The organism is Roseixanthobacter liquoris (assembly GCF_043195135.2).
In the GTDB taxonomy this organism is placed as follows: Bacteria; Pseudomonadota; Alphaproteobacteria; order Rhizobiales; family Xanthobacteraceae; genus NCEH01.
Genome location: NZ_CM195537.1, coordinates 2,539,987 through 2,565,112 on the forward strand (window position 1 = coordinate 2,539,987; position 25,126 = coordinate 2,565,112).

General features: G+C 66.5%; 29 protein-coding genes and 1 pseudogene. 16 read left to right on the plus strand and 14 right to left on the minus strand.

Translation table 11 applies throughout. The annotated features are described in order from the left end of the window. Positions 1-49: 49 nt before the first annotated feature. The 9 genes from V5F84_RS11270 to soxY all read right to left on the minus strand — a co-directional run bounded on the left by V5F84_RS11270 (position 50) and on the right by soxY (position 7,526). Positions 50-439: a c-type cytochrome gene (locus tag V5F84_RS11270; protein WP_394042785.1), complete on the minus strand. Its 390-nt coding sequence runs from the start codon at positions 437-439 to the stop codon at positions 50-52. 87 nt (positions 440-526) lie between these two features. Continuing rightward, the gene (locus V5F84_RS11275) at positions 527-1,801 is read right to left on the minus strand and encodes an FCSD flavin-binding domain-containing protein (RefSeq protein WP_394042494.1); all 1,275 of its coding nucleotides are present in this window, start codon (positions 1,799-1,801) and stop codon (positions 527-529) included. 31 nt (positions 1,802-1,832) lie between these two features. Next, on the minus strand, positions 1,833-2,339 hold the full coding sequence (locus tag V5F84_RS11280) for a DsrE family protein (protein ID WP_394042493.1): 507 nt from the start codon (positions 2,337-2,339) through the stop codon (positions 1,833-1,835). A gap of 60 nt (positions 2,340-2,399) precedes the next feature. Then, a complete protein-coding gene (locus V5F84_RS11285) occupies positions 2,400-2,693 on the minus strand; it encodes a c-type cytochrome (RefSeq protein ID WP_394042784.1) in 294 nt (97 codons plus the stop codon). Between the two features lie 83 nt (positions 2,694-2,776). Continuing rightward, positions 2,777-3,484, minus strand: a complete 708-nt coding sequence (locus tag V5F84_RS11290) for a c-type cytochrome (RefSeq protein ID WP_394042492.1) — start codon at positions 3,482-3,484, stop codon at positions 2,777-2,779. Continuing rightward, the gene (soxC, locus tag V5F84_RS11295; protein WP_394042491.1) at positions 3,468-4,778 is read right to left on the minus strand and encodes a sulfite dehydrogenase; all 1,311 of its coding nucleotides are present in this window, start codon (positions 4,776-4,778) and stop codon (positions 3,468-3,470) included. Before soxC ends, V5F84_RS11290 begins: the two co-directional genes overlap by 17 nt. A gap of 77 nt (positions 4,779-4,855) precedes the next feature. Further along, entirely contained in the window at positions 4,856-6,553 is a 1,698-nt protein-coding gene (soxB, locus tag V5F84_RS11300; protein WP_394042489.1) for a thiosulfohydrolase SoxB, read from the minus strand. Positions 6,554-6,669: 116 nt separating this feature from the next. Further along, positions 6,670-6,999: a thiosulfate oxidation carrier complex protein SoxZ gene (gene soxZ, locus V5F84_RS11305; protein ID WP_394042488.1), complete on the minus strand. Its 330-nt coding sequence runs from the start codon at positions 6,997-6,999 to the stop codon at positions 6,670-6,672. Between the two features lie 44 nt (positions 7,000-7,043). Further along, positions 7,044-7,526 (minus strand): thiosulfate oxidation carrier protein SoxY, encoded by a 483-nt coding sequence (gene soxY / locus V5F84_RS11310; protein WP_394042487.1) that lies wholly within the window; start codon positions 7,524-7,526, stop codon positions 7,044-7,046. A 293-nt stretch (positions 7,527-7,819) separates the two neighbouring features. Between soxY and soxA the strand changes: the two genes are divergently transcribed. Next, a complete protein-coding gene (gene soxA / locus V5F84_RS11315) occupies positions 7,820-8,602 on the plus strand; it encodes a sulfur oxidation c-type cytochrome SoxA (RefSeq protein WP_394042783.1) in 783 nt (260 codons plus the stop codon). A 13-nt stretch (positions 8,603-8,615) separates the two neighbouring features. Beyond that, on the plus strand, positions 8,616-9,236 hold the full coding sequence (gene soxX / locus V5F84_RS11320) for a sulfur oxidation c-type cytochrome SoxX (protein WP_394042485.1): 621 nt from the start codon (positions 8,616-8,618) through the stop codon (positions 9,234-9,236). Between the two features lie 127 nt (positions 9,237-9,363). Here the strand turns inward: soxX and V5F84_RS11325 are convergent, their stop codons facing one another. Both V5F84_RS11325 and V5F84_RS11330 read right to left on the minus strand, forming a co-directional pair. Then, positions 9,364-9,933: a thioredoxin family protein gene (locus V5F84_RS11325; RefSeq protein ID WP_394042484.1), complete on the minus strand. Its 570-nt coding sequence runs from the start codon at positions 9,931-9,933 to the stop codon at positions 9,364-9,366. Positions 9,934-9,961: 28 nt separating this feature from the next. Continuing rightward, entirely contained in the window at positions 9,962-10,744 is a 783-nt protein-coding gene (locus tag V5F84_RS11330) for a cytochrome c biogenesis CcdA family protein (RefSeq protein ID WP_394042483.1), read from the minus strand. Positions 10,745-11,006: 262 nt separating this feature from the next. Between V5F84_RS11330 and V5F84_RS11335 the strand changes: the two genes are divergently transcribed. From V5F84_RS11335 to V5F84_RS11345, 3 genes are all read left to right on the plus strand, one after another. Beyond that, the gene (locus V5F84_RS11335) at positions 11,007-11,288 is read left to right on the plus strand and encodes a thioredoxin fold domain-containing protein (protein WP_509277063.1); all 282 of its coding nucleotides are present in this window, start codon (positions 11,007-11,009) and stop codon (positions 11,286-11,288) included. 50 nt (positions 11,289-11,338) lie between these two features. Beyond that, positions 11,339-11,713 carry an ArsR/SmtB family transcription factor gene (locus V5F84_RS11340; RefSeq protein ID WP_394042481.1) on the plus strand — a complete coding sequence of 125 codons (375 nt, stop codon included), beginning with the start codon at positions 11,339-11,341 and terminating at the stop codon, positions 11,711-11,713. A gap of 71 nt (positions 11,714-11,784) precedes the next feature. Beyond that, positions 11,785-12,897 carry a YeeE/YedE family protein gene (locus V5F84_RS11345; protein ID WP_394042479.1) on the plus strand — a complete coding sequence of 371 codons (1,113 nt, stop codon included), beginning with the start codon at positions 11,785-11,787 and terminating at the stop codon, positions 12,895-12,897. Positions 12,898-12,917: 20 nt separating this feature from the next. Here V5F84_RS11345 and V5F84_RS11350 read toward each other — a convergent pair whose 3' ends face one another. The 3 genes from V5F84_RS11350 to V5F84_RS11360 are packed head-to-tail and all read right to left on the minus strand — an operon-like array spanning position 12,918 to position 15,248. After that, entirely contained in the window at positions 12,918-14,066 is a 1,149-nt protein-coding gene (locus tag V5F84_RS11350; RefSeq protein ID WP_509277064.1) for an FAD-dependent oxidoreductase, read from the minus strand. A 5-nt stretch (positions 14,067-14,071) separates the two neighbouring features. Next, positions 14,072-14,698, minus strand: a complete 627-nt coding sequence (locus tag V5F84_RS11355; protein WP_394042477.1) for a YeeE/YedE thiosulfate transporter family protein — start codon at positions 14,696-14,698, stop codon at positions 14,072-14,074. 22 nt (positions 14,699-14,720) lie between these two features. Continuing rightward, positions 14,721-15,248, minus strand: coding sequence for a YeeE/YedE thiosulfate transporter family protein (locus V5F84_RS11360; RefSeq protein ID WP_394042476.1), 528 nt, complete (start codon positions 15,246-15,248; stop codon positions 14,721-14,723). A 197-nt stretch (positions 15,249-15,445) separates the two neighbouring features. On the opposite strand from V5F84_RS11360, the pseudogene V5F84_RS11365 reads away from it, so the two are divergent. The 11 genes and pseudogenes from V5F84_RS11365 to V5F84_RS11415 all read left to right on the plus strand — a co-directional run. Next, positions 15,446-15,714 (plus strand): annotated as a pseudogene (locus V5F84_RS11365) (IS3 family transposase); the annotation flags it as partial. A gap of 131 nt (positions 15,715-15,845) precedes the next feature. Continuing rightward, the gene (gene trbB, locus V5F84_RS11370) at positions 15,846-16,832 is read left to right on the plus strand and encodes a P-type conjugative transfer ATPase TrbB (RefSeq protein ID WP_394042475.1); all 987 of its coding nucleotides are present in this window, start codon (positions 15,846-15,848) and stop codon (positions 16,830-16,832) included. A gap of 29 nt (positions 16,833-16,861) precedes the next feature. Beyond that, the gene (locus V5F84_RS11375; RefSeq protein ID WP_394042782.1) at positions 16,862-17,161 is read left to right on the plus strand and encodes a TrbC/VirB2 family type IV secretion system protein; all 300 of its coding nucleotides are present in this window, start codon (positions 16,862-16,864) and stop codon (positions 17,159-17,161) included. After that, complete coding sequence (locus V5F84_RS11380) at positions 17,161-17,433, plus strand: VirB3 family type IV secretion system protein (RefSeq protein ID WP_394042474.1); 273 nt, start codon at positions 17,161-17,163, stop codon at positions 17,431-17,433. The genes V5F84_RS11375 and V5F84_RS11380 overlap by 1 nt, the downstream gene beginning before the upstream one ends. A gap of 12 nt (positions 17,434-17,445) precedes the next feature. Beyond that, positions 17,446-19,875 (plus strand): conjugal transfer protein TrbE, encoded by a 2,430-nt coding sequence (trbE, locus tag V5F84_RS11385; protein WP_394042473.1) that lies wholly within the window; start codon positions 17,446-17,448, stop codon positions 19,873-19,875. Continuing rightward, positions 19,872-20,606, plus strand: a complete 735-nt coding sequence (gene trbJ / locus V5F84_RS11390; RefSeq protein WP_394042472.1) for a P-type conjugative transfer protein TrbJ — start codon at positions 19,872-19,874, stop codon at positions 20,604-20,606. The genes trbE and trbJ overlap by 4 nt, the downstream gene beginning before the upstream one ends. 9 nt (positions 20,607-20,615) lie before the next feature. Beyond that, on the plus strand, positions 20,616-20,876 hold the full coding sequence (gene trbK-alt, locus V5F84_RS11395) for a putative entry exclusion protein TrbK-alt (RefSeq protein WP_394042471.1): 261 nt from the start codon (positions 20,616-20,618) through the stop codon (positions 20,874-20,876). Then, the gene (gene trbL / locus V5F84_RS11400) at positions 20,873-22,147 is read left to right on the plus strand and encodes a P-type conjugative transfer protein TrbL (protein WP_394042470.1); all 1,275 of its coding nucleotides are present in this window, start codon (positions 20,873-20,875) and stop codon (positions 22,145-22,147) included. The genes trbK-alt and trbL overlap by 4 nt, the downstream gene beginning before the upstream one ends. Beyond that, entirely contained in the window at positions 22,144-22,833 is a 690-nt protein-coding gene (trbF, locus tag V5F84_RS11405; protein WP_394042469.1) for a conjugal transfer protein TrbF, read from the plus strand. Before trbL ends, trbF begins: the two co-directional genes overlap by 4 nt. Then, positions 22,830-23,882 (plus strand): P-type conjugative transfer protein TrbG, encoded by a 1,053-nt coding sequence (gene trbG / locus V5F84_RS11410; RefSeq protein WP_394042468.1) that lies wholly within the window; start codon positions 22,830-22,832, stop codon positions 23,880-23,882. Before trbF ends, trbG begins: the two co-directional genes overlap by 4 nt. Further along, positions 23,879-25,126 carry a TraB/TrbI/VirB10 family type IV secretion system protein gene (locus V5F84_RS11415; RefSeq protein WP_394042467.1) on the plus strand — a complete coding sequence of 416 codons (1,248 nt, stop codon included), beginning with the start codon at positions 23,879-23,881 and terminating at the stop codon, positions 25,124-25,126. The genes trbG and V5F84_RS11415 overlap by 4 nt, the downstream gene beginning before the upstream one ends.

Sequence of the window (25,126 nt, forward strand, 5' to 3'; positions counted from 1 at the left end):
TCGCAGCTTCCGGCGAGCGCTCGTGTTTCTTGCTTAGTGTTTCTTGCTGCTAGTGTTTCTTGCCGTCGGCGCCGAACTGCGCCAGGAACGCGGTGAGATCCTTGATCTCCTGCTCGTTCTTGATGCCCTGGAAGGCCATCTTGGTACCCGGAATCGTCGCGCGCGGATCCTTGATGTATTCGGCGAAGACCGTCTCGTCCCAGGTGATCCCCGAATGCTTGTTGGCTTCGGAGTAATTATAGCCGGGCGCCGTGCCCGCCGGGCGCCCGAATACGCCGTTCAGCGTCGGGCCGACGGCATTCTTCGCGGTCTCTCCCACCTGATGACAGGCGCGGCATTTGTTCCAGACCCGCTCACCTGCTGAAATATCCTGCGCCACGGCGGGCGCCGCGCTGAGCGTGGCGAGGGAGAGCAGAAGAACGCAAGGGGTGAAGCGCATCTTTAAGGCCTCGATCATTGTAGTGGCCGCGTGTGACGCGGGAAGGGAAGAGCGGTTGCTTCGCCTGCAAGGCAGCAGCGGCGGCGATCATCCGAAGATGTCGGCGGTGATTGCGGCGTACCAGCCGACGTTCTCGGCCTCGGTCTGCTTGCGCAGGTCGGCGCTTTCGTCGGTCTTGGAGACGAAACCCTCGATTTCCTTGATGCGGCCGTCGGCGGGGGCATAGCGCCCACCCACCTTCACCGCATCGTCGGTGTCGATGAGGCTCCAGCACGTATTGGCGTAGCGTGCGGGAAAGGCCTTGGCGCCGGTCAATTGGGCGCGCACCGCCATGGCCGCCACCTTCGCCTGGCTGTTGGCGGCGAAGGCGGATTTCGGCATGTCGCCGGGAATGGCGGCATCCCCCACGATGAAAATGGCGGCGTCCATCGCCGAGGCCATGGTCTGCGGATCGATCGGGCAATAGCCGGTGGCATTGGCGAGCCCGGCGTCGCGGGCGATGCGTCCGGCCATCTGGGCGGGAATGACATTCACCAGGGCGGCGTTCTTATAGGTTTCGAAGCCCGTGACGACTGTGCCGGTGGCGGGGTCCACGGACTTCAGCCCGTCATTGATGGCGGGAGCGATCCATTCGACCATGCCGGGATAGTGGCTTTCCCAGCCGGCCTCGAACAGGCCCATCTTGGAGAATTTCTCCTTGGGATCGACGATGATGATCTTGGCCTTGCCGCGCCCCGTGGTCTTCAGCACATGGGCCATCATGGAGGCCCGCTCATAGGGCCCCGGCGGGCAGCGATAGGGATTGGGCGGGGCGATGATGACGATCAGGCCCCCGTCGGGCACCGCATCCAGCTTCTGCTTGAGCAATCTGGTCTGCGGCCCGGCCTTCCAGGCATGGGGCATGAGTTCGGCCGCCGCCTCGCTCCAGCCGGGCACCGATTGATAGTTCAGATCGATGCCGGGGGAGAGGATGAGGCGATCGTAGGAAAGGCTTGAACCGTCGGCGAGCCGCACCTGCTTCTTCTCGCGATCGATGCCGGTTGCGGCCTGATGGTTCAGCGCCACGCCCTGCGCCGCCAGCTTGTCGTAGCTTTGCACGAGGGAATCGAAGGTGCGGTAGCCGCCGAGATACAGGTTCGAATGGAAGCAGGTGACATACTGGCGGCTCGGCTCCACCAGGATCACCTCGATCGCTCCGGCACTGTCCTTTGCCACATAGCGCGCGGCCGTCGCCCCGCCCGCGCCGCCACCCACCACCACGAGGCGGGGCTTGGCCTGGCCGAGCACGGCGGGGGCGCCGAGCGGAACGGCGAGCGCCGCCGCACCCGAGCCGATCATGAAGTCTCTGCGATTGATGGGCATGGTTTATCCCTCCCGCGCCGGCCTGGTTTGCTCAGCCGATCTTGATATAAGCGAAGCCCTTGTTCTGGAGCGCGGCGACGGTGGCGACGCCCGAGGGCACGAAGGCGATGAAATCGGCCTTGCGGACCTTGTTGCGATCGAGCTTCAAGCGTTCGAAGGTGATCGAGCACAGATAGACCTTGAGCCCGTTCTTCGCGACGCCCTCCACCTTCTCGAAGATCTGCGGCACCATGACTTCATCGCGCCAGGTGGTGTCGTCGAGGGATTCGAGGAAGAATTTCACGCCCGGTCCGTGCGCCACCAGCGCGATCTGAATGGCGAACGGGTCCGCCCCGTACGTCGAATAATGGTTGGAGATATTGGTCAGCGTCTGCACGAAGCGGGGCGGCTCGCCGAAGTCGCAATGATACAGGCAGGCACTGTCCGCCTCCTTGGCGATGTCCTTCAATTGCAGGCTCTGCGCGGCGGAGGCCGCCACCGGCGCCGCCCCGGCAAGCGCCAGGCTTCCAAGAAAGGCGCGGCGATCGAAAATGGCCATGGGCTTCTCCCGTGATGACGGGCGCCTGTTCCGGCACCTCGTTGAATCTTGCGACGGTGTTTAGGGCCCGCCAGCGGCCTTCAAATCCCCGAAATAGGCGGCGAGCGCGGCAATCTCCTCATCCGACAAGGCCGCCGCCACGGTGCGCATCACCTCGTTGTCGCGCTCCTTGTGGCGGTACGCCATCATCACCGCGGCGAACTGATCCGGCGCCCAACCGACGATCGCCGGCACGCTGCCGGCACTCTTGCCCGTCGCCTGATGGCAGGTGACGCACTGGGACGCGAGATAGGCGCCATATTCACGATCTCCCTCGGCCCGCGCCGGCCAGCCCCCGGCGCAGAGGATCGCCACCGCCAAGCCCGCGCGCCGTGCGTGCCGGGTGCGCGCTGGGCGGGTGCGTTCTTGCTCCCTCCTGGCCTGGGCCGGGCGTCGGTTCACTCAAGATTGCCTTTCGGTTCCTCGCCTTCCTTCGGCGTCACGTTGAGAATGCGGGCGTGTCCGGTCACCTTCACCTCGCCGGAGCAGTCCTTCATGCAGGGATTGGCGTTCCAGAAGGCTTTTTCGGCCGTTTCGCGGTCGTCATCATAGAAGGCGCCCACGTTGGGCAGCGTCACCTTTGGAAAATTCTCCCGGCTCAAGACGAAATCATCTTTGACCACGTCGTTCAGGTTCAAGAGATAGGCGACGATGGCATAGACTTGGTTCGGCTCCAGGGATTGGGCATTGCCGAACGGCATGGCCCGATGGATGTAATCATAGGCGGTCGAAGCATAAGGCCAGAAGGAGCCGATGGTTTTTTCCGGCCGCTCGGATTTGAGCGAGCCCTGTCCGCCCGCCAGCACGGGCCAGCGGCCGGCGCCCTCGCCGAACTCGCCGTGGCACACGGCGCAGTTCTGCAGGAAAATTTCCTCGCCTTCCTTCACCGAGCCCTTGCCGGGTGGCAGCCCCTGTCCATCGGGGCGCACGTCGATGTCCCAGGCGGCAATCTCCTCCGGCAGCGCGGGCCGGCCGACACCGGCGGAAGCTGCTGCAGCGGGAGCCGCCAAAGCGGGTGCTGCCACTGGGGGACCCGCTAATGCGGGAAACGCGGGGGCGGCGGCGAGCGCGATGGCCAGCAGGAGCGCTTCAGCCGACTTCGACATTTTCCGTCTCCCCGGTCGGCCGCACCAGCCACGTCTGGATGCCATTGTTATGATAGATGGAATTCTCGCCGCGGATCGCCCGCAGGGCGGTCTTGGTGGGCTGCACATAGCCAGTCTCGTCCATGGCCCGCGACTGGACCATGAGTTCCTGCCCGTTCCAGTCGAAATCCAGATAGAAGCGCGCCATGGACATGGGCAAAGCGGCGCCCTCCAGGCGCGCCGTGGTCCAATTGCGCCCCCCGTCGAGCGAGACGTCCACGCGCTTGATGGTGCCGCGCCCCGACCAGGCGATGCCGGAAATCACATTGGCGCCCTTGTGGCGCAGCGGCGCCTGCGGGCTCGGGCTGGTGACGACGGATTTCGCATCCATCACGAAGGTGAAGCGGCGCGAGCGGCCGTCGGCCAGCAGGTCGGTATATTTGGAGGTTTCCTCGCGCTGCTCCCAGGGCTCGTCGCCCACCTCGATCCGGCGCAGCCATTTGATCCACATATTGCCTTCCCAGCCCGGCACCACGAGGCGCACCGGATAGCCCTGCTCGGGGCGCAGCGCCTCGCCGTTCATGGCGAAGGCCACGAGGCAATCCTTCATCGCCTTTTCCATGGGAATGGAGCGGGTCATGGCGGCGGAATCCGCGCCCTCGGCGAGCAGCCATTTGCCCTTGGGCTTCACGCCCGCCGCATCGAGGAAGGCTTTGAGCGGCACGCCGGTATAGATCACATTGTGGATCATGCCGTGGGTGAACTGGCAGCCATTGAGCTGGGCCCCGCGCCATTCCATGCCGGAATTGGCGGCGCATTCCAGAAAATAGGTGCGGTTCACCCGCCCCGGCATGCGCTTGATGTCGTCGAGCGTGAAGACCAGCGGCTTGTCCACCATGCCGTGGACCATGAAGCGGTACTTGTCCGGGTCGATCTCCGCTTCGCCGCCGTGGTGGCGCACGAAGCACAGGCCGTTGGGCGTGATGATGCCATCCAGCGCATAGAGCGGCGTGAAGCTCACCGAGCTTTCGCGGCTGGCGGTGAGCCATTCCACCTCCCGGCGCACCACGTCCTTCTCGAACGGGGAGGGCTTGCCATAGGGATTTACATTGACGCCCTGGCCGAGCGTCTTGGTCCAGTCGGGCACCGGCACGATATTGGGGTCGGGCGTGGCGGCGGCGGCCTTGGCAGCGAGGGCAGTGGCACCAAGCGCCATGGCGCCGGCGCCAAGACCCGCTGCCCCAAGGCCCGCCGCCGAAAGGAAGCGGCGCCGGTTGAGGGCGGCGGGTGGGGCTTCGGCGTTGTGATCGGACATCATGTCCTCCGATACATTCTTTAATTCGCAGATTTGAATATGATTGAGGCTTCCCGGCGCCCGACGCTGCATCCCTCTCAGGCGCCGGTGACCTTCACGGAGGTGTTGGGCGCGACCCGCACGGCCTTGGTGCGTGCCACGTAGCGTTCCACGATCTCCCACACCGGTGGGCCCTCGACCCCCTGGTTCACGCTCGCCCAGCCGGCGACGGAATAGGATTTTCCAGCCTCGATCGGCGCCCCGGTCTTCAGATGCGTGAGGCCGGAAATGCGCTGCCCCGCGCCTTTCGACACATCGATGGAATAGCCCATGCCGCCGACGCGGACCATGTCGCCGCCGCCCTGGAAATAGGGATCGGGGTGAAAGATGTTGTCCGCCACATCTTCCAGCACATCCTTGATCTGCTGTCCGCTCATGTTCATGCGGTAGCACGCGGGATAGGTGATGGCGGTGGCGTTGGCGATGGCGTCGAAGGTGATGGGATCGCCCGGCAGCAGCGTTCCGCCCCAGCGGAAGCCGGGGGAGAGGGCGATCTCCACATCGCGCTCCTGAAGCATGGCGTCGCAGATCATGTCGTCCAGCGTGCCGTTGAAATTGCCCCGGCGGTAGAGAACGCTCTCCGCCCGGCCGATCTCGCGCGACAGGTCCTTTTCGAACGGCGCGCGGATCTCGGTCACCAGCTTCGCCATCTCCGGGTCGGGCGCGATGGCGTCCGAGAACACCGGGATGAGCTGGAAGCGATAGCCCGTCACCTTCTTGTCGGTCACGTCGAGGTCGAGGCGCGAGAGGAACTTGCCGTGCGAGCCGGTGGCGATCAGCACGGTCTTGCCGACGATCACCGACGCCGGCATGGCATCATGGGTATGGGCGGTGAAGATGACGTCGATGCCGGAAACGCGGGACGCCATCTTGCGGTCCACGTCGAAGCCGTTGTGGGAGAGCAGGACCACCACGTCCGCGCCCTCGGCACGGGCGGCGTCCACCTGCTTCTGCATATCCTCCTCGCGGATGCCGAACTCCCAATCCGGAATCATCCAACGCGGGTTGGAAATGGGGGTGCGCGGAAAGGCCTGGCCGATCACCGCGATCTTCGCGCCGCCCTTCTCGAACATCTTGCGCGCCTCGAACACCGGCTCCTGCCATTCGACGCTGCGGATGTTCTGGGCGAGGAAGGCGAACGGCGCCTTCTCCTTGATCTCCAGCACCCGGTCGGTGCCGTAGGTGAATTCGAAATGGCCGACCAGGGCGTCGAGCTTGAGGGCCGAGAGGACTTTGACCATGTCCTCCCCCTTGGTCTGCAGCGAGGTCCAGCTTCCCTGCAAGGCATCGCCGCCGTCCAGCAGCAGCACCTTGTCGTCGCCCCGCGCGCCGCGGATCGCCTTGATGAGGGTCGCCATGCGGTCCATGCCGCCCATGCGCCCATAGGTCTTGGCCAGCGCGGCGAAGTCCTCGCTGGTCATCGCATAGGCGTCGGCGCTTCCAGCGGGGATATTGAAGTATTTGAGGAATGCCACCTCTGTCAGATGGGGCGGCAACCCCTTCGCCTCGCCGATTCCGAGATTGACCGAGGGCTCGCGGAAATAGATCGGCATCAATTGGGCATGCAGATCGGTCATATGGAGCAAGGTCACGGTGCCGGGGGAGCCGAACCGGAGCAGGTCGTCCTGCGTCAGCTTCTGCCCCCGCACCGCCTGCGCCAAAGCGGCGGGGCCGTGGGCCGCGAGCAGGGCCGCCGTGGCCACGCCGGCGGTGAGGAAATCGCGCCTCGAAATCATGAGCGTCAACCGTCCTGCGGAACATGGCGCGGCGTTCCGCCTCCCGGTTCAGGGATGCGGGGCCGCGTCGGACAAGGGCGGGACGCCAGCGCGTCCCGGAGCGGGAACGGGCGCCGTCAGCCCACGGTCAGCTTGGCGGTGGCCTTTTGCTCGGCTCCGCCGTCGTCCTTCCAGGTGAAGGTGAATTCCCCGCTTTCGCTCGCCTTGAAGAAGAACGATTGGTAGGGATTGGCCGAGATGGCGGGAAACCAGTCCGCCTGAAAGAATTTCTTGCCGTTGAACGCAGCCGTGAATGTATTGATGATGTCGCGCGGCACGGTCTTGCCGGCGGAATCCTTGCGCTGCCCGCTCTCCATCTCGTGGGAGATGAGGGTCTTGATTTCGATGATGTCGCCGGCTTTCGCCTGCGCCGGAACGCGCACGCGAGGTGCGGATTTGATCGCCATGATGTGTCCTTCCCGATTCGTCGCCGCCGTATTGCCTGAAGGGATCAGCCGCCGCAGCCGCCGATGGTCACCTTCACCTGCGCCTTCGCCGTGTAGAGCGTGCCGTTGGACATCTCCGCCACGGCGATGACGTTCTGGGTCTGGGCGAGGCGCATGCGGGCGGAGGCGGAGGCGCGGCCGCTGGCCGGCGTGAAGTGATAGGACACCACCTGCGGCAGCGGATTGCCGTCGGCGAACACATGGACGCTCTTGACGTAATCGGCGTCGGTCATCGGGCTGTCCACGTCGAGATTGATCGGCACGACGAGGCCGTTCTCGGCGATCTCGGGCAGGTCCAGCTTGACCTTGCCCTCGCCCATCGGCTTGCCGCCGAACAACTTCTTCAGCTCGTCGGCCACCTGTGCCTCGGTCGCGAACGACAGGCGCGGCGCGAGCACGGCGGCAAAGGCCGAAAGCGCCGCGAAGTGCAGCGCCTGGCGTCGGGTGGGGGCAAATCCCCATACGGGGGCATTTCCCTTGGGCGTCATCCGTTTCCTCCTGGAAGTCCCGCGACAAGCAGCAGGACTTTGGCGTCATTTGTTTTTTGTTTCGAGCCGGGTTTTTCCCGGCCGATCAATTTCACATATTGTGATATCGAATTTTTTGAATGTAAAGTGGCTCTAAGCTGGTGATCATCGCTGCAGTGCAGCGCTGGAGCATTGGCCGCGGCGGTTCCGGTAAAGGCCTCTCAAGACGGCCGGGGATTGCTGCGCAACAAGATCGGGGAGGACCTATGCCACCAAAAGCGACAATCCTCACAGGGCTCTGCGCGCTCGCACTGATGTGCCTCGCGAGCAGCTTCGCCGCGGCCCAGGACGATGCCAGCGAAAAGGAAATCGAGCGCTACCGCAAGATGATCGAAGATCCTATGGCCAATCCCGGCTACCTCAACGTCGACCGGGGCGAGGTGCTGTGGAGCGAGAAGCGCGGCACCAAGAACGTGTCGCTGGAGACCTGCGATCTCGGTGAGGGGCCCGGCAAGCTGGAGGGGGCCTATGCGAGCCTGCCCCGCTATTTCGCCGACGCGGACAAGGTGATGGACCTGGAGCAGCGGCTCCTGTGGTGCATGGAGAAGATCCAGGGGTTCGACACCAAGGGCATCGTCGCCAAGCCCTTCTCGGGGCCGGGACGCTCCTCCGACATGGAGGATCTCGTGGCCTTCATCGCCAATAAGTCGAACGGCATGCCGATCGCGGTGCCGCTCGCCCATGCCAAGGAAAAAGAGGCCTATGCCATCGGCGAGGCGCTGTTCTTCCGCCGCTCCTCGATCATGGATTTCTCCTGCTCCACCTGCCACGGCGAGGCCGGCAAGCGCATCCGCCTGCAGGGGCTGCCGCAGCTCGACGCACCGGGCAAGGACGCCCAGGCGACCATGGCATCCTGGCCCACCTACCGGGTCTCGCAGAGTGCCCTGCGCACCATGCAGCACCGTCTGTGGGACTGCTATCGCCAGATGCGCATGCCCGCGCCCGATTACGGTTCGGAGGCGATCACCGCTTTGACCGTCTATCTCAACACCCAGGCAAAGGGGGGCGAACTCAATGTCCCCTCCATCAAGCGTTGAGGGGGAGAGGTCCATGAAGAGATATCTGATTGCCGTCGCCGCAGCGCTGCTGCTCCCCCAGCTCGCCGCCGCCCAGCAGCCCCCTGGTGTCGACACCGCGCGCGTCGATGCGGTGGTGAAGGAGAGCTTCACCAAGCTTCCCGAAGGGTGGGCCGAGCGCCTGACCCAGGATGAAACCATGCGGATCTGCTCGCAAACCCGCAACGCGCCCTCGCCCGCCCAGGCGGAAGCGATCGTCGCGCGGGAGGCGGCGCGGGTGAAATTCCCCGCCGATGGCGTGATGGGGAATTGGAAGGAGGGCGCCAAGATCGCGCAGAACGGACGCGGCGGCCAGTTTTCCGATCCGCCGGGCACCGTGAGCGGCGGCAATTGCTATGCCTGCCACCAGATGGACCCGAAGGAAGTGAGCTATGGCACGCTCGGGCCAAGCCTCACGAACTACGGACGGGACCGCAAGTTCGAACCGGCGGACGCGAAGGCGGCCTATGCCAAGGTGTTCGATCCCCAGGCGGTCTTTGCCTGCTCCAGCATGCCGCGCTTCGGCGTGCATAATGTGCTGAGCGAGCAGCAGATGAAGGACGTGATCGCTTATCTGTTCGATCCCGAATCGCCGGTCAACAAGCCGGCGAAATGAGCCCCGAGGCCCGCGGCCGATGGCGCTCGATCATCGGCCGTTGGTCCAAGCCCGCGCGGCGCTTGAGCGAAACCCGCTCGGCTTCGGTCCGAAGGACCGGGGCCGTTGGTCCAAGCCCGCGCGGCCGTCAGCTTTTCTGCGGCTTCTGGCGCGCGAGCCAGTCCGCGAACGATCCCTCGGCATAGCCGCCGGCGGCGACATAGCGGAACATGGCGGAAAACTCTTCCGGCCCCAGCAGGCCGGGCATGCGCGCGACTTCCCGCGCCGCGCCGTTCGCGATCGCGAAGAATTGGAACGTGGGCGTCGCGCGGATGCCCTCGCGGGCGCCGAAGGCCTTCTCGGTCAGGCGGGTGCCGTCGAACGCTATGACCTCGCGGGCGCCGAACAGATCCAGATGAACGATGTCGAACTGCGCCTTGATGGGCGCCTCGATGGCCGGATCGGCGAAATAGACCGTATGCAGCCGCTTGCACAGCGGGCAGCCGCGCTGGCTCCATTGCAGGGCGAAGTGCCGGTTCTTCTGGGTGGCGGCGGCGAGATCTTCCGCAAGATCGAGGAAGCTCTCCACATACCAGTCCTCGGTATAGAGGCCATCGTCGCCGATGCGCGCCGCTGCCCTCGCGGGCCGGGGCAGGGCGGCGGGGGCGGCAAGAAGGGCGGCGAGCATGACGCGCCGGCTCATTTGAACATGTCCCATGGGCCCGTCCTCCTCGGTTTGGCGCGCCTCAGCCGATGGTGCCGAGCGCGGGAACTGCATCCAGCAGAAGTTGCGAGACTTCGGGCATCAGGCCCGCCATGAAAACCACGCCGGTGGCCACCAGCAAGGCACCGGAAACCTTCTCGATCAGGCCGAGCCGCGTCTTCACGGCCCGCGCCCAGACGAGGAACGGACCGGCGAAGGCGGCGGCTGCAAGAAAGGGAATGCCGATGCCGGCGGCATAGAAAGCCAGCAGCAGCGCACCCCGCCAGAGCGAACTCTCGGCGCCGGCGACGATCAGGATCGCGGCCAGCACCGGGCCGACGCAGGGCGACCAGCCGAAGCCGAAGGCAAGGCCCACCAGATAGGCTCCGAGCAGGCCCGCCGGTTTCTGCGACACTTCCAGCTTGGCCTGTCGGTAGAGCCAGGAGAACTTCACAAGGCCCAGCAGATGCAGGCCGAATAGGATCAGCACCGCGCCCGAGACGACGCCGAGGATATCGGCATAGCGCGTCAGCCATTGGCCGATGCCGGAGGCGGTGGCGCCGAGCAGGATGAAGATGGTGGAAAAGCCCAGCACGAACGCGCCCGCGATCACGATCACCCGCCCGCGTCCCGGGCGCGCGGACCCTGGGCGCGCGGCACCCTTGGGCGTGGACGCTGCCGTGCCGGAGGCGGCAACCGGCATCGCCTCTACCGCCGCGCCTGTGAGAAAGCCGAGATAAGCCGGCACGAGCGGCAGCACGCAGGGCGATGCAAAGGAGAGGAGGCCGGCCAGGAAGGCGCCGGGCAGGCTGATATCCAAGGACATTGATCCCTCCCGCTTCCCGCATGCCGAAGCCACGGGTTTCATTCTTGCTACATTTATATTCGAATGCGATGATATGTAACAAGGAACATTGTCACCACCAGGGTTCGGCATGGCATCATTGTCCTCACGCGCTCGCCTCGGAGGCGCTCTCGGCGCTCTCGGAGGCGCCTTTGGCGCTATCGGGGCGCTTGGCGCTCGGGGCGCCCTCGGGGCGCTGTGCGTTCTGCTGCTGGCCGGCCCGTCTGGGGCGGGCGAACTGGTCATGTTCGAACGCAATGGCTGCGCATGGTGCCAGCGCTTCGATGTCGAAGTGTCGCCGATCTACGACCGGACGGACGAAGGGCGGCAGGCGCCCCTGCGGCGGGCCAACATGAGCGCCGGCGTGCCGCCTGACCTGGCGCTGGCTGCGCCGGTGCGGTTCGCGCCGACATTCGTGTTGGTGGAGGAAGGACGCGAAGTCGGCCGCATTACCGGCTATATGTCGGATAACGCGTTCTGGGGGATGCTGGGGACCCTGGTTCAGAAGCCGGCGCAAAGCCAATAGGCCCGCCGCGCGCGGCGGGCTGACGCCGCCAGAAAGAGGATACGGGAAATATGTCGGCCATCGTCTCATCGCGGATCGAGGACGAACTGCGCGACGGCCCAGAGATCTCGGCCGAGTTGGATCAATTGATGCGCAATGCGCGCAAGGCGAGCGACTTTCTAAAGGCTCTCTCCCATGAAAACCGGCTGCTGCTGTTATGCCTGCTGGCGGAACGCGAGCGCTCGGTGACGGAGCTGGAGAACATCCTGTCCTTGCGCCAGCCCACCGTGTCCCAGCAATTGGCGCGCCTGCGCCTGGATGGCCTCGTCACCACGCGGCGCGACGGCAAGACCATCTGCTACAGCCTCGCCAGCGAGGACGTGCGCCGGGTGATTTCAGTGATTTACGACATCTTCTGCGAACCCGTGGATCCGCCGAAGACTTAAGACGCGCAGCGCCGGGCCGGCGACGGGGCATCCATAAGCCCTGCTCCGGCCGTTTCAGGGAGGATCGGCGCATGGAAATCGAAAGCCCGTGGTGGAGCGCGCTCGCAGGCCTGTTGATCGGCGCGATCGTGGGCTTTGCCGTGCGGCGCGCCCGGCTGTGCACCTTCGGCGCCCTGGAAGACGCCATGGTGGGCGGCGACATGCGCCGCCTGAAGGTGTTCGGCCTCGCGCTCGGCGTGGCGCTTGCCGGCACGCAAGTGCTGATCCTGACCGGGCTGTTGTCGCCCGAGCGGACCAATTATCTGCCAGCGGCGCTGCCATGGTTCGGCGTCGCGTTCGGCGGGCTTCTGTTCGGCATTGGAATGGCCCTGGTGGGTACGTGCGCCTTCGGCTCGCTGGTTCGTCTGGGCGCCGGCGACCTGCGCAGCCTCGTGGTCCTGCTGGTGTTCGGCGCAGTGGCCTACGCGACCTTGCGCGGCATCCTCGCCAGCGTGCGCGTGGACCTGATCGAGCGGTTGATCGTGCCGTTGCCGGGCGGCGGGCAGGGCGATCTGCCCACGCTGCTCAACCGCCTTTTGGGGTTCGACACGCGGGGAGGGCTGGCGCTGGCGGGTGCTGTCCTGCTCTCCAGCTTCGCCTTTCTCGATGCAAGGTTGCGCCGCGCGCGCCGCCTGATGACGGCCGGCGTGCTGCTCGGCCTCGGCGTGGTGGCGGGATGGCTCGCCACGACCCAATTGATGGACGAGTTCGCCCGTCCCGGCGCGCCGCAGAGCCTCACCTTCGTCTCCCCCGTCGCGCGCGCCTTGTTCGGCTTGCTGTTCGATCAAGCGAGCCTTGCGGAATTCGGCGCCGCCAGCGTCGCGGGGGTGGTGCTGGGCGCGGCGGCGGCGGCGCGGACCGGCGATGAATTCCGCTGGGAAGCGTTCGACGATCCACGGGAGATGAAGCGCCACCTCCTCGGCGCCGCGTTGATGGGGATGGGCGGGATCATCTGCGGGGGATGCACCATCGGCCAGGGCATCACCGCCGGCTCGCTCATGGCCCTGTCTTGGCCGCTGGCGGTGCTGGGCATGGCGGCGGGGGCGCGGCTCGGCATCGCCTTGCTGATGGAAGGCTCGCTCACCGAGCTTGCCCGCAGCGCCGTGAGCGCGGCCCTCGGGCACCGGGCCGACCGGCACCTCTAGAGTATCCGTTATGGGCAAGGTCAGGCGGCGCGGAATGCCTTCAGATAATGCTGCTCGAACATCCGCTTGGCCATATGCAACGGGCCGAGGCGGGGCAAAGCGAGCGTGAATCGCGCATCGCGGAACACCAGCATGCCGGCATCCAGCGTATCGACGATGCAGACCAGTTCGGGCTTGAAGGCGAAGGTGGCCGGCTGCCCCTTCAACTCGGCCGCCATGTTGCGGGCGGCGGCGACAGCCTGAAGGTCCGCCTGATGGGCTTGCTTCGGCATCCAGTCCGGCCCGGGAAAGCTGCCCGCGTCGCCCGCCACATAGACCCGCTCCAGCCCCGGAACGGCGCAGGTCGTGCTGGCGGTGATGAAGCCGCCGGGCGAACGGGGCAGGTCGCTGGTTTCGAGCCATGCGGGTCCCGTCAGTCCGGGCATGAAGAGGATGAGATCGGCGGGAATTTCCCCGCCTTCGGTCACCACCCGATCGGCCTCGAAACGCACCATCTTGTGCCCGAGATGGGTGCGGATGGCGCGCTTTTCCATCTCCTTGAGCAAGCCGCTCACGGCCCGCATGCCAAGGCGCTGGCCCGGCGACTGCGAGGGATTGAAGAAGACGAGCTCGAATGCCGCGCGCCGCCCCTGCCGGCGCAGCAGGGTATCGATCCCGAACAGGAATTCGAACATCGGGCCGCCGCGCACCGCCGAGGGCTCCTGCGGATTGGCGGCGAAGCCGACGGCAATGGTGCCGCCCTCCAGGGCCGCAAGCCGGTCGCGGATGCCTTCCGCCGCCGCCACGCCCTCGCAGGGGATGGCGGCATGATCGATGCCCGGCAGCTTGCGGATGTAACGCCCGCCGCTGGCGATCAGCAGCATGTCGTTGGCAACCGGCCCGGCGCTGGTGCGCACGGTGCGCCCGCCATCGCTCACGCCTTCCACCCGCGCCCGATGGTGAATGACGCCATGCTTGGCGAAGAAGCCGCCGAGCGGTACCCGCAGGTCTGCCCCGGCCCGCAAGCCGGCGGGAATCCAGATCAGGCTCGGCAGATAGGTGAGGGCATCGTCGGGGGATATCACCGTTATCGGCGCGGTGACGCTCTGGCGCCGCAGTTCGCGAACGGCGGTAAGGGCGGCGAAGCCGGACCCGAGGATGGTGATGCGGGGGGGCTGGACCGGCGGCATCGGGTTCATTCCGCCGGCTTGAAGCGCGAGGCCGACGCATCCGCCGCGCGCTGTGCGGGGGCGAAATCCCCGTCCACGTCGGCACCGAGATCGGCCCGCCACGGGCGCCATTTTTCCAACCCGACCAAAGCCACCACCAGGAGCGCGGCGAACCCGAGCGCCAGCATCCAATAGGGCACGTCGGTGAAGCTCATCAAGGTGAGCTTGCCGGGTCCGCCCGACAGCAGCAGCGGCGCGAGGGTCGGTTCGGCATAGCTGAAGGCCATCGCCCCGAACAGGCCGCCCACGAGGGTGAAGATCGCGTCGCGATAGCCGACGCCCACCTGGGCGAGAACCGTGCCCGGGCAGGCCCCGGCCAGGGCGATGCCGGCCCCGAGGACGATCCCGCCCAGCACGTCGGCGGCGAAGAAGGTGGCCTTCGGCGCCAGCTTGATGAGGCCGAAGCCGTGCAGCGCCGCCAGGACCACGGCGCCGGTGGCGACCGCGGTGAGGAAGACCTTCAGCATGATGAAATTACGCAATTGCATCTGGCCGACGATCATCCCCGGCTCGAACACCCGGGACTTCTCCAGCGCGACGCCGAATACGATGCCCATGGCAAGGCCGATGAGAATGGCTTGAAGGAGGGACATGGCTGATCCTATCCGTGGCGCGTCAGATGCGGCGCAGGAGGAGGAAAGCGGTGGCGATGCCGCCGACGAACATGAAGGCCACCGCGATGGTGGAGGAAACCGCAAGCTGGGCCATGCCCGAAATGCCGTGCCCCGAGGTGCAGCCATCGGCGAGGCGCGCGCCGAACAGCATGAGAAAACCCGCTCCGAAAGCGACGAGATAGCGCACCGTTGGACTGGAGGTCCCCAGGGCCCGAGCCCAGACGGGCGAGATGGCTTTGCGCCGGGCGCCGGAGAGGGACATGGAGATCAGCGCTCCAAGCGCGATGCCGATGACAAGGGCGACCTGCCACCAGTTCTTTGCGGTTGGTGTGATGTGCTTGGCGACATAAGCGATCTGCGTCACGGTCGGATCGACCAGCGCGGCAAGCGAGCCGCCCACGGTCACATAGGAGGACGAGGCCCCGAGCGCCGTGTCGATCAAGAGGAAGGCCGGAACTTGAAGAAGGCCGATCAGGATGCCCGCCACATAAGGCGACCAAGCCTTATCACGAAGTGTGCATGCTCTCATGGTTCGCTCCCACACATCAAGGCTGGCCCCACTCCAAACGTCGAGCGAGCCAACGCCCATTTTTCTTAGCACCGGATCATTATACCGGAGCTAAGACATTCAATATACTAAAATTAATATATTTGAATGTATTGGCAACGGGCATTCTGTCGCAACACATGTTCCAAGGCGTCTCGTCGGGCCTGCGCCCGACCGTCCTCCCGATGAACTGCGAGTTTGCCGATGAGCATCGCAGCATCTGGCCGGTTCGGGTGATGTGCAAGGCCTGGGGCTTTCGGCCAGTGGCTATTGTGCTTGACGCACCCGGCCGCAGAGTTGACGCACTTTGGCCAACCGTGCCCTCACCGATGGTATTCGCGTGATCCACGCCGAGAGCCGAGGGCCCTGAGGTGAGTCACGGATCCATGCGGTTTTGCGAGGGCACGGGCGCCGTGTTGGTCGTTCACGGATTGAGCCGCTGATGCGCCCCTTTTTAGGCAATTGCACGCCATAATACGTTGCCTGACTTTCCATTGTTGAACCTACCCCAATTCCCCCTTCTTTAATCATCGCCGTCCGGGAAGCCCCTGCTTCGCTCCCGGCCAGGGCGGGGATGAGATGGCGGCTTCACCTCACGGTTCGGAGAGTCTGACACGTGGTGTGCGCATGCTGCGCACGGCGCTCGGCCCGGTAATCTCCCGCCTCCTCGATGACTCGGCCATCGTCGAGGTCATGCTCAACCCCGATGGTTGCCTCTGGGTCGACCGGCTGTGCGAAGGTCTCGTCAACACGGGGGAGCGGTTGGCTCCCGGTGATGGCGAGCGCATCATCCGCCTCGTCGCGCACCATATCGGCGCCGAGGTCCACGCTGGCGCACCGCGGCTCTCCGCCGAGCTTCCCGGATCGGGAGAGCGTTTCGAGGGCCTGCTCCCGCCGGTCGTGGCTGGCCCGACTTTTGCCATCCGCAAGCCCGCCGTCGCCGTGTTCACGCTCGGCGACTACGTGGCCGGCGGCATCATGTCGGCAGCGCAGGCCGTGGCCCTGCGCCAGGGCGTCGCCTCCCGCGCCAACATCCTGGTCGCCGGCGGCACCTCCACCGGCAAGACCACCCTTACCAATGCCCTCCTCGCCGAGGTGGCCAAGACGGCCGAGCGGGTCATCCTGATCGAGGATACCCGCGAGCTCCAATGCGCCGCGCCCAATCTCGTGGCCATGCGCACCAAGGACGGCGTCGCTTCTCTGTCCGATCTGGTGCGCTCGTCCCTGCGCCTGCGCCCCGACCGTATCCCCATCGGCGAGGTGCGCGGCGCGGAGGCCCTGGACCTCCTGAAGGCGTGGGGGACTGGCCATCCCGGCGGCATCGGCACCATCCATGCCGGCAGCGCCATGGGCGCCCTGCGACGGCTGGAGCAGCTCATCCAGGAAGCTGTCGTCACGGTCCCGCGCGCCCTGATCGCCGAGACCATCGACCTCATCGCCGTGCTGTCGGGCCGGGGCTCCGCGCGCCGCCTCTCCGAGCTCGCCCGTGTCGAAGGGCTCGGCCCCGATGGCGACTACCGGATCTCTCCCGCTATCCCTCCCGCAGAAGAAGGAACCTCCCCGTGACTCCGATCCCTGTTTCCCTCCATCGCCGCCTGTTGCGAACCGCTGCTGCGGCAAGCGCCTTCTCTTGCGCGGTGTCGGCCGCCCACGCCTCCGGCTCCTCCATGCCCTGGGAGACGCCCTTGCAGTCGATCCTGGACTCCATCCAGGGTCCCGTCGCCAAGATCATCGCGGTGATCATCATCATCTCGACCGGCCTCGCGCTCGCCTTCGGCGACACATCGGGCGGGTTCCGGCGGCTGATCCAGATCGTGTTCGGTCTTTCCATCGCCTTCGCCGCTTCCAGCTTCTTCCTCTCCTTCTTCTCCTTCAGCGGCGGGGCGTTGGTCTGATGCCGGGCGATGCCGGCGAGGTGCCGGGCTTCTCCGTGCCGGTCCACCGGGCCTTGAGCGAGCCGATCCTGCTCGGCGGCGCGCCGCGGGCGCTTGCCATCTTCAACGGCACGCTCGCCGGCGCCGTCGGGCTGGGGCTCCGGCTCTGGCTCGTGGGCCTTGCGCTGTGGGCGGTCGGACACCTCGCCGCCGTCTGGGCCGCCAAGCGCGACCCGCTGTTCGTCGACGTGGTGCGCCGGCATCTGCGCATCCCCTCCCACCTGACGATTTGAGCGGGGCGTGCCATGATGAATCTCGCCGAGTATCGCCGTCACGCCAGCCGGCTCACGGACTACCTGCCCTGGGCGGCTCTCGTCGGCTCGGGCATCGTCCTCAACAAGGACGGCAGCTTCCAGCGGATGGCGCGTTTCCGTGGCCCGGACCTTGATTCTGCCGTGCCGGCCGAGCTGGTGGCCGTGGCAGGCCGCCTCAACAGCGCCTTCCGCCGCCTCGGCTCCGGCTGGGCGCTGTTCGTGGAAGCCCAGCGGCATGAGGCGGGCGCCTATCCCGAGAGCGTCTTCTGCGATCCTGCCTCGGCGCTGGTGGATGCCGAGCGCAGGGCTGGCTTTGCCGAGGTCGGTAGCCATTTCGAGTCGAGCTATTTCCTGACCTTCTCCTGGCTGCCGCCGGCGGAAGATGCCGCACGGGCGGAGAGCTGGCTCTATGAGGGCCGCGCGCGCGACGGCGTTGATCCCCATGAGGCGCTTGACGCCTTCGCCGATCGCACGGACCGCGTCCTGCGGCTGGTCGAAGCCTTCATGCCGGAGTGCCGCTGGCTCGACGATGCCGAGACCCTCACATATCTCCACGATTGCGTCTCGACCCGGCGCCAGCGGGTGCGCGTCCCCGAGACGCCCATGTACCTCGACGCGCTCCTGGCCGACCAGCCGCTCACCGGCGGGCTGGAGCCCATGCTCGGGAACCAGCACCTTCGGTTGCTCACCATCGTCGGCTTCCCCACGGCGACGACACCTGGGGTTCTCGACGACCTCAACCGGCTCGCCTTTCCCTATCGCTGGTCGACCCGCGCCATCCTCCTCGACAAGACCGACGCCACCCGGCTCCTCACGAAGATCCGCCGGCAGTGGTTCGCCAAGCGCAAGTCCATCGCCGCCATCCTCAAGGAGGTGATGACCAACGAGGCCTCGGTGCTGGTGGATTCGGATGCCGCCAACAAGGCGGAGGATGCCGACCTCGCCTTGCAGGAGCTCGGCGCCGACCATGCCGGCATCGCTTTTGTTACTGCCACGGTAACGGTCTGGCACGCCGATCCCCGCATCGCCGACGAGAAGCTGCGGCTGGTGGAGAAGGTGATCCAGGGCCGGGACTTCACGGCCATGGTCGAGACGATCAATGCCGTGGACGCCTGGCTCGGGAGCCTGCCGGGACACGTCTATGCCAATGTGCGCCAGCCGCCCGTCTCCACCCTCAACCTCGCGCACATGATCCCGCTCTCCGCGGTGTGGGCCGGAGACGAGCAGGACGCGCATTTTGCGGCGCCGCCGCTGTTCTACGGCAAGACGGAGGGCTCCACCCCGTTCCGCTTCTCGCTCCATGTGGGCGATGTCGGCCACACCCTGGTGGTGGGGCCGACCGGCGCCGGCAAGTCGGTGCTGCTGGCGCTCATGGCCCTGCAGTTCCGGCGCTATGCGGGCTCCCAGGTGTTCGCCTTCGACTTCGGCGGCAGCATCCGGGCCGCCGCCCTCGCGATGGGCGGCGACTGGAACGATCTCGGCGGCGGTCTTGCCGAGGAGAGCGTCACCCTCCAGCCGCTCGCCCGCGTGGACAAACTCCCCGAGCGCACCTGGGCGGCGGACTGGATCGTGGCGATCCTCACCCGCGAGGGCGTCCCCATCATTCCGGAGGTGAAGGAGCACATCTGGTCGGCGCTCACCTCGCTCGCCTCCGCTCCCGTCGAGGAGCGCACGCTGACTGGCCTTGCGGTCCTGCTCCAGTCCAACGCGCTGAAGCAGGCGCTGCGCCCGTATTGCATTGGCGGCGCCCAGGGCCGGCTGCTCGATGCCGAGGCCGAGCATCTGGGGCAGGCGTCCGTCCAGGCCTTCGAGACGGAGGGGCTGATCGGCACCAGCGCGGCGCCGGCGGTGCTGTCCTATCTGTTCCACCGCATCGAGGACCGGCTCGACGGATCGCCCACCCTCCTCATCATCGACGAGGGATGGCTCGCCCTCGATGACCCGGGCTTCGCCGGGCAGCTCAGGGAATGGCTGAAGACCCTGCGGAAGAAGAACGCCAGCGTGGTGTTTGCCACCCAGTCCCTCTCGGACATCGACGGCTCCGCCATCGCCCCCGTCATCATCGAGAGCTGCCAGACCCGGCTGCTGCTCCCCAATGAGCGGGCCGTCGAGCCCCAGATCACCGCCATCTACCGGCGCTTCGGCCTCAACGACCGGCAGATCGAGATCCTCGCACGGGCGACACCGAAGCGGGACTATTACTGCCAGTCCCGGCGCGGCAACCGCCTGTTCGAGCTCGGGCTGTCGCAGGTGGCGCTCGCCTTGTGCGCTTCCGCGTCCAAGACTGACCAAGCCGCGCTCTCGCAGATCCTCGCCGAGCATGGGCGCGATGGTTTCCTCGCCGCCTGGCTGCGGCACCGTGGCCTCGGCTGGGCCGCAGACCTCATCCCCACGCTTGACAATCTGGAGACACGCCCATGATCCGTCGTTCGTTGCGGGTGGCGCTTCTCGCCACGCCGCTCCTCGTCTGCCCGCTGGCGCCGGCTGCCGCGCAATATGTGGTCTACGACCCCTCCAACTATGCCCAGAACGTCCTTCAGGCGGCTCGGGCCCTGCAGCAGGTGACCAACCAGATCACCTCCCTGCAGAACGAAGCGCAGATGCTGATCAATCAGGCCCACAACCTCGCTAGCCTGTCATACTCTTCCCTCAGCGCGCTCCAGCAGTCTGCCCAGCGCACCCAGCAGTTGCTCGGGCAGGCCCAGAAGATCGCCTATGACGTCACCGCCATCGACCGGGCGTTCCAGGGTCAGTACGGCTCGGTCTCTCTGAGTGCCACGGATGCAGCCCTCGTCATCCAGGCGAAGAGCCGCTGGGAGACCACGGTCGCGGGCCTTCAGGATGCGCTGCGGGTGCAGGCGGGCGTCGTCGGTAATCTCGACACCGGGCGCTCGCAGGCCTCGACGCAGGTCGGGCAGAGCCAGGCGGCGACCGGTGCGCTGCAGGCCATGCAGGCGGGCAACCAGCTCCAGGCGCTCCAGGCCCAGCAGCTCTCCGACCTCACCGCCGTGGTGGCATCCAACGGTCGGGCGCAGACCCTGTCCGAAGCCGAACGCGCCACAGCGGTGTCTGAGGGGCAGGAGCGCTACCGGCGCTTCTCCACCCGGTCGAGCTACCAGCCCGCCGCCGTCACCATGTTCCGCGGCAACTGAGGTGCGGCCATGGATCAGGGCACCGCGCTCAGAACCCTCATTGTCATTGGCCTGGTCGGGGTGGTGATCGCAGCTCTAGGTATGACCTCAGGCCCGGACACGGATCTGCTGCCCGCGACCAGCGTGCCGGCAGGAAACGTCTCCTCGGCCGATCTCAAGAGCTGCGCCAAGCTGGAGACCGCAGATCCGATCGATCCGCACTGCGCCGCGCTCTGGGAGGTGAACCGCCGCCGCTTCTTCGGCAAGCCCGTGGACGGAGCTGCGCCATGAACGATGTGGGCGTCATCGACACCTTCCTCAACACCTTCACCAGCTACATCGATTCCGGCTTCGGCCTGATCAAGGGCGAGGTGACGGGCCTCTCCTCGATCCTCATCGCTCTCGACATCACGCTCGCCGGCCTGTTCTGGGCCTGGGGCGCCGACGAGGACGTGATGCGCCGGCTGGTGCGCAAAACCCTCGCTATCGGCTTCTTCGCCTGGATCATCGGCAACCTCAACGCGCTCGCCAGAATCGTGTTCGAGAGCTTCGCCGGGCTTGGTCTCAAAGCCGGCGGGTCAACCATCAGCACGGCGGAATTCCTGCGGCCGGGGCGACTTGCGGAAGTGGGACTCACGGCCGGCCAACCGCTGCTCGACGCTGCAAGCCACCTCACGGGGCCGGTGGCGATCTTCGTCAACGCCGTGCAGATCGCCGTGCTGCTGGTCTCCTGGCTCCTGATCCTGATCGCCTTCTTCATCCTGGCGGTGCAGTTCAAGCTGACGACGCTCGCGGGCTTCGTTCTCATCCCCTTCGCCTTCTTCGGCAAGACCGCCTTTCTCGCCGAGAAGGTGCTCGGCAACATCGTCGCCGCCGGGGTGAAGGTGATGGTGCTCGCCGTGATCGTCGGCATCGGCTCGGGGCTGTTCTCTCAATTCACCACCTCTTATGGCGATGCCCAGCCGACCATCAGCCAGGCTCTGTCGGCGGTGCTGGCGGCGCTGGCGCTCCTCGGCCTCGGCATCTTCGGGCCGGGGATCGCCACAGGCCTGATCACCGGCGCGCCTCAGCTGGGCGCGGGCGCCGCCGTGGGGACCGGGCTTGCCGCAGGCGGTGTGGCGCTCGCGGGAGCCGGTGCGGCTGGGCTTGCTGTGCGTGGGGCCGGTGGCGCGCTCTCTGGTACAGCAGCCACGGCCCGTGCGGGAGGAAGCCTCGCCGGAGGTGCTGCTTCCGCCTACAGCGCAGGAGCTGCTGGCCAGTCCGGACTTTCGGGTGTGGCTGGAGGGCTTGGCGGTGTCGCGCGCGCCGGGATAGCGGCGGCCGCTTCTCCTCTGCGGCGTTCTGCCATGGCGGCCAGCGAAACAGGGTCCGCCACGGCCAGCCCAAGTTCGGCCGCGTCGAGCGCCCCGGCCTCTCCGGGTGACATGCCGGATTGGGCGCGGCGCATGCGCCGCTCCCAGCAGGTGGTCCACGGCATCCAGACCACGACCCATGCGGTGCGGTCCGGCGACAGCCATGGCGGCGGGTCGTCCATCTCCCTCTCCGAAAGCGATCGCCCATGACCCCCTTCAAGCGACCATCGGTCCATTACGGCCGCTCGCCCGAACCCGAGACACCATACCAACGCGCGGCCCAGGTCTGGGACGACCGGATCGGCTCCGCCCGCGTCCAGGCGAAGAACTGGCGCCTCATGGCCTTCGGCTGCCTCGCCCTCTCGGCCGGCCTCTCCGGTGCTCTGGCTTGGCAGGCGCTGAGCGGCTCAGTGGTCCCGTGGGTCGTTCAGGTGGACAAGCTCGGACAGGCGCAGTCAGTAGCACCCGCCGTTTCGGACTATCACCCCTCCGATCCTCAGATCGCCTTCCACCTCGCCCGCTTCATCGAAGAGGTGCGCAGCATCTCCGCCGATCCCGTCATTGTGCGCCAGAACTGGCTGAGGGCTTACGCTTACACGACGCAGGCCGGCGCGATCGCCCTCAACGATTATGCCCGCGCCAACGACCCCTTCGCCCGTGTCGGCAAGCAGCAGTTGGCGGTGGAGGTCTCGAGCGTCATTCGCGCCTCGCCGGATTCCTTCCGCATCGCCTGGACCGAGCGCCGCTACCAGGACGGGAGTCTCGCCGAGACCTCCCGCTGGAGCGCCATCCTCACCGTCGTGGTGCAGGCGCTGCGCGATGCCGAGCGGCTCCGGGCCAATCCGCTCGGAATCTACGTCAACGCGATCAACTGGTCGAAGGAACTGGGACAATGACGTTTGCCATCCGCAATTCCGGGAGGCCGGCGCGCCGTGTCCTCTCCTTTCCGGCTTTCCGTAAGTCCGGCTTGCCGCTTCTGCTGCTTTGCACATCGGCGTTGGCAGGCTGCGCTACCTTCGAGAAGCCGCCGGAGATCGAATATGACGATGCCCCGCCCGCTGTCTTCAAGGCGGAGCCGCCGGGACCGGTGCGCATCGTCGAGCTGCCGAAGCCCCTACCGTTGCCCGGCCAGTTGAAGCCAGTGGGCAAGGACGGCAAGGCGGAACCGGAAGCTAATGACCCTGCCACCCGGGTGAACCAAGCCAATGCGGCCGCGCGTGTGCAGCCCGTCCGCAACGGCTTCATCAACTCCATGCAGGTCTATCCCTTCGTGGAGGGCGCCCTCTATCAGGTCTATGCCGCGCCGGGGCAGGTCACGGACATTGCCCTGCAGCCCGGCGAGCAATTGGTGGGCACGGGGCCGGTTGCCGCCGGCGACACGGTGCGCTGGATCATCGGCGACACCGAGAGCGGGGCGGGTGCCGCGAAGCAGGTCCACATCCTGGTGAAGCCCATGCGGCCGGACCTCACCACCAATCTCGTCATCAACACCAACCTGCGCACCTATCACATGGAGCTGCGCTCCACCGAGAAGACCTACATGGCCTCGGTCTCGTGGCAGTATCCCCAGGACCAGCTCATCGCCCTCAGGCGCCAGAATGCGGAGGCCCAAGCGGTGCAGCCTGTCGCCACAGGCATCGACCTGACCCGCGTGAACTTCCGCTATGAGGTGACGGGCGACCGGGCACCGTGGCGCCCGCTGCGCGCCTTCGATGATGGCCAGCAGGTGTTCATCGATTTCCCGCGCGGCATTGGCCAGGGGGAGATGCCGCCGCTCTTTGTGGTCGGCCCGCAGGGCGACACGTCCGAGCTCGTGAACTATCGCGTGCGCGGCACCTACATGATCGTGGATCGCCTCTTTGCCGCGGCCGAGCTGCGCTTCGGTGCCGCGAAGGATCAGAAGCGCGTCCGCATCTCCCGCACTGACGGGAGGCCGGACCTATGAGTGGCAATGAAACCGGGAGGGAGAGAGGGCCGGAACGCACCAGCACTGACGGTGCCCGGCCTCTGACAGGGGAAGCTGTGGCGGCCATGCGACTGCGGCCGGAGCCGCCGAGGGTGACCCGCCTGTCCCGAAAGGTGCTGGCCGGACTGGGGCTGGTTGCCGGGCTCGGGATCGGCGGAGCCCTGATCTACGCCCTTCAGGCGCGCAAGGACCACGGGCCAGGACAGGAGCTCTATGCCACAGACGTCAAGGCGACGCCGGAGGGACTCGCCAGCCTCCCGAAGGATTACACCGGCATCCCAAAGCTCGGACCACCGCTGCCCGGCGATCTCGGCCGCCCCATTCTCCGTGCGCAAACCGCAGTGCAGCCTACGGCGCCGGCGATGGGAGGCATGCCAAATCCGGGCCTCAGCTCCGAGGAGCAGCGACAACTGCAGGAGAGCGAAGCCGCGCGGACCGGACGGTTGTTTGCCCAGACAAATACCCGACCCGCGAGCCCGGTTGTTGCTCAACAGACGGGCGCCCCCTCGGCGACGGCCTCGACGTCTGTGTCCGACCTTGCATCCCTTGGTCTCGCCCCGCAGGCTGCGACGCCGACGGCCCAGGAGCGCCAGATCGCCTTCCTCAACCAGGCGGCCGACCGGCGCATTGTGTCACCGGATCGCGTCGCGGCTCCCGCGTCAGCCAACATCCTGCAGGCAGGTGCCGTCATCCCTGCGGCTCTGATCACCGGCATTCGCTCCGACCTGCCGGGCCAGATCACCGCCCAGGTGACCGAGAATGTCCACGACAGCCCCACGGGCCGGATCCTCCTGATCCCTCAAGGCACACGGATCATCGGCCAGTATGACAATGACGTTGGCTTCGGCCAGCGCCGGGTCCTTCTCGTCTGGAACCGCCTGATCTTCCCCAATGGCCGCTCCATCGTGCTGGAGCGGCAGCCCGGTGCCGATGCCGAAGGTTATGCCGGGCTCGAGGACAGTGTCGACTACCACTGGGGCGAGTTGTTCAACGCCGCCGTCCTATCCACCATCCTGAGCTTCGGCGCGAGCGCAGGGACATCTGGCAGCGACAACGATCTTGTCAGCGCGCTGCGCGAAGGCGCGTCAGACAGTATCAGCCAGACCGGCCGGCAGATCGTCCAGCGCCAGCTCAACATCGCGCCAACCCTGACCATCCGGCAGGGCTTCCCAGTGCGTGTCATCGTCACGCGTGATCTTGTTCTCGAACCGTACGGAGGCTGA

Excerpts from the sequence above, each read along its gene's own strand:
- V5F84_RS11270 (WP_394042785.1), bottom strand. The coding sequence starts at position 439 with ATGCGCTTCACCCCTTGCGTTCTTCTGCTCTCCCTCGCCACGCTCAGC.
- V5F84_RS11275 (WP_394042494.1), bottom strand. The coding sequence starts at position 1,801 with ATGCCCATCAATCGCAGAGACTTCATGATCGGCTCGGGTGCGGCGGCG.
- V5F84_RS11280 (WP_394042493.1), bottom strand. The coding sequence starts at position 2,339 with ATGGCCATTTTCGATCGCCGCGCCTTTCTTGGAAGCCTGGCGCTTGCC.
- V5F84_RS11290 (WP_394042492.1), bottom strand. The coding sequence starts at position 3,484 with ATGTCGAAGTCGGCTGAAGCGCTCCTGCTGGCCATCGCGCTCGCCGCC.
- soxC (WP_394042491.1), bottom strand. The coding sequence starts at position 4,778 with ATGTCCGATCACAACGCCGAAGCCCCACCCGCCGCCCTCAACCGGCGC.
- soxB (WP_394042489.1), bottom strand. The coding sequence starts at position 6,553 with ATGATTTCGAGGCGCGATTTCCTCACCGCCGGCGTGGCCACGGCGGCC.
- soxZ (WP_394042488.1), bottom strand. The coding sequence starts at position 6,999 with ATGGCGATCAAATCCGCACCTCGCGTGCGCGTTCCGGCGCAGGCGAAA.
- soxY (WP_394042487.1), bottom strand. The coding sequence starts at position 7,526 with ATGACGCCCAAGGGAAATGCCCCCGTATGGGGATTTGCCCCCACCCGA.
- soxA (WP_394042783.1), top strand. The coding sequence starts at position 7,820 with ATGTGCCTCGCGAGCAGCTTCGCCGCGGCCCAGGACGATGCCAGCGAA.
- soxX (WP_394042485.1), top strand. The coding sequence starts at position 8,616 with ATGAAGAGATATCTGATTGCCGTCGCCGCAGCGCTGCTGCTCCCCCAG.
- V5F84_RS11325 (WP_394042484.1), bottom strand. The coding sequence starts at position 9,933 with ATGGGACATGTTCAAATGAGCCGGCGCGTCATGCTCGCCGCCCTTCTT.
- V5F84_RS11330 (WP_394042483.1), bottom strand. The coding sequence starts at position 10,744 with ATGTCCTTGGATATCAGCCTGCCCGGCGCCTTCCTGGCCGGCCTCCTC.
- V5F84_RS11335 (WP_509277063.1), top strand. The coding sequence starts at position 11,007 with ATGTTCGAACGCAATGGCTGCGCATGGTGCCAGCGCTTCGATGTCGAA.
- V5F84_RS11340 (WP_394042481.1), top strand. The coding sequence starts at position 11,339 with ATGTCGGCCATCGTCTCATCGCGGATCGAGGACGAACTGCGCGACGGC.
- V5F84_RS11345 (WP_394042479.1), top strand. The coding sequence starts at position 11,785 with ATGGAAATCGAAAGCCCGTGGTGGAGCGCGCTCGCAGGCCTGTTGATC.
- V5F84_RS11350 (WP_509277064.1), bottom strand. The coding sequence starts at position 14,066 with ATGCCGCCGGTCCAGCCCCCCCGCATCACCATCCTCGGGTCCGGCTTC.
- V5F84_RS11355 (WP_394042477.1), bottom strand. The coding sequence starts at position 14,698 with ATGTCCCTCCTTCAAGCCATTCTCATCGGCCTTGCCATGGGCATCGTA.
- V5F84_RS11360 (WP_394042476.1), bottom strand. The coding sequence starts at position 15,248 with ATGAGAGCATGCACACTTCGTGATAAGGCTTGGTCGCCTTATGTGGCG.
- trbB (WP_394042475.1), top strand. The coding sequence starts at position 15,846 with ATGGCGGCTTCACCTCACGGTTCGGAGAGTCTGACACGTGGTGTGCGC.
- V5F84_RS11380 (WP_394042474.1), top strand. The coding sequence starts at position 17,161 with ATGCCGGGCGATGCCGGCGAGGTGCCGGGCTTCTCCGTGCCGGTCCAC.
- trbE (WP_394042473.1), top strand. The coding sequence starts at position 17,446 with ATGATGAATCTCGCCGAGTATCGCCGTCACGCCAGCCGGCTCACGGAC.
- trbJ (WP_394042472.1), top strand. The coding sequence starts at position 19,872 with ATGATCCGTCGTTCGTTGCGGGTGGCGCTTCTCGCCACGCCGCTCCTC.
- trbK-alt (WP_394042471.1), top strand. The coding sequence starts at position 20,616 with ATGGATCAGGGCACCGCGCTCAGAACCCTCATTGTCATTGGCCTGGTC.
- trbL (WP_394042470.1), top strand. The coding sequence starts at position 20,873 with ATGAACGATGTGGGCGTCATCGACACCTTCCTCAACACCTTCACCAGC.
- trbF (WP_394042469.1), top strand. The coding sequence starts at position 22,144 with ATGACCCCCTTCAAGCGACCATCGGTCCATTACGGCCGCTCGCCCGAA.
- trbG (WP_394042468.1), top strand. The coding sequence starts at position 22,830 with ATGACGTTTGCCATCCGCAATTCCGGGAGGCCGGCGCGCCGTGTCCTC.
- V5F84_RS11415 (WP_394042467.1), top strand. The coding sequence starts at position 23,879 with ATGAGTGGCAATGAAACCGGGAGGGAGAGAGGGCCGGAACGCACCAGC.